Consider the following 1,215-nt stretch of genomic DNA (forward strand, 5'->3'; position numbering starts at 1 on the left):
CCTGGAATGAAAAGCTGATCAAGGGCGTGTTCTGGTCGCTGCAGGTCGGCCTGGTGCTGATGATGATGTTGGATCTGTTCCCGGTTGGCCTGTATCAGGTTTCGACCGTCTTCAAGCAAGGCCTCTGGGCTGCTCGAGCGCAGGCGCACGTAACGGATAACGTGTGGATCACCTTGACGTGGATGCGCACGGTTGGTGGGGCGATCTTCCTCTTTGGCGGTGTATTGCCTCTAGCCTATTTCATTCTGTCGAGGGCAGGGCGGATGGTCCGCGAGGCCACTGTCGTTGAGGAAGGCGAATGGACCATCTACGACAAGGAGAAAGCGAAGGAGAGAGAAGCGTGGGCAGCCGGAGACGAGGCGTTCTAGTCTAACGGCATAGAGAAGTCCAACCTTATTCCAACACCCCCCAGCACAACGGTCAGGTTGTGCTGGGGGGTGTTGTTTTTTACGTAGGCGGCCCCTCCTGGGGTCAGTCCCCGTTTCGAAATACCCGCCTAGGCTCTACGCGTGGCGACTCGGTAACGGTGTTACTACTTGCCCCAGTCGCGGGGATAGCGGAACTCGCGGTCGATCGTGCGAGCGGAGATCTTGGCGATGAGGGGAAGGCGTCGCTTGTACTGGGAGGCCTGGACCTTCGCGAGAACGGCTCTGACGAATCGCTCGTCGAATCCGGCCGCGATGATCTCAGGGATTTCGTAACGGCGGTCTACCATCAGATAGAGGACCCGATCAACCTCCTCGTAGGTAAAGCCAAGCTCTGTCTCGTCGGTCTGCCCAACCCAGAGGTCGCCGCTGGGTGCCTTTTGGATGATGGCCTCAGGAATGCCCATGTGGCGCGCCAGTTGCCGAACATGTGTCTTGTACAGGTCGCCCAGTGGATTGATGGCGCTGGCCATATCGCCATACAGCGTGCCGTACCCCAGCAACAGTTCCGTCTTATTGCTGGTCCCGAGGACCAGCGCCTTGAGCTTGGCTGAATGGTCGAAGAGGATGGTCATCCGCTCGCGGGCCATTTTGTTGCCGCGGCGAACGTGATCCGATTCGGGGAACCGTTCGAAGTAGGCATCCACCATCGGCGTAATGTCGATGACATCGGATTGGATGCCGAGTTGCTTCACCACCAGTTCGGCGTGCTCCCGACTCCCCGGACTGCTGGTTCGGTACGGCATCAGGAGGGCCCAGACATTCTCGGCGCCGAGGGCCTCGGCGCCGA

At 59.4% G+C, this 1,215-nt stretch carries 2 protein-coding genes; one reads left to right on the plus strand and one right to left on the minus strand.

What is annotated here, in order from left to right:
• Positions 1 to 368, plus strand: a 368-nt coding sequence (locus tag KGL31_04020; protein ID MDE2321069.1) for a nitric-oxide reductase, incomplete at its 5' end; no start/stop codon positions are given.
• Between the two features lie 164 nt (positions 369 to 532).
• Here KGL31_04020 and KGL31_04025 read toward each other — a convergent pair.
• Positions 533 to 1,215, minus strand: a 683-nt coding sequence (locus KGL31_04025; protein ID MDE2321070.1) for an NAD+ synthase, incomplete at its 5' end; no start/stop codon positions are given.

It is taken from the genome of Candidatus Methylomirabilota bacterium (genome assembly GCA_028870115.1).
Classification (GTDB): Bacteria; Methylomirabilota; Methylomirabilia; order Methylomirabilales; family Methylomirabilaceae; genus Methylomirabilis.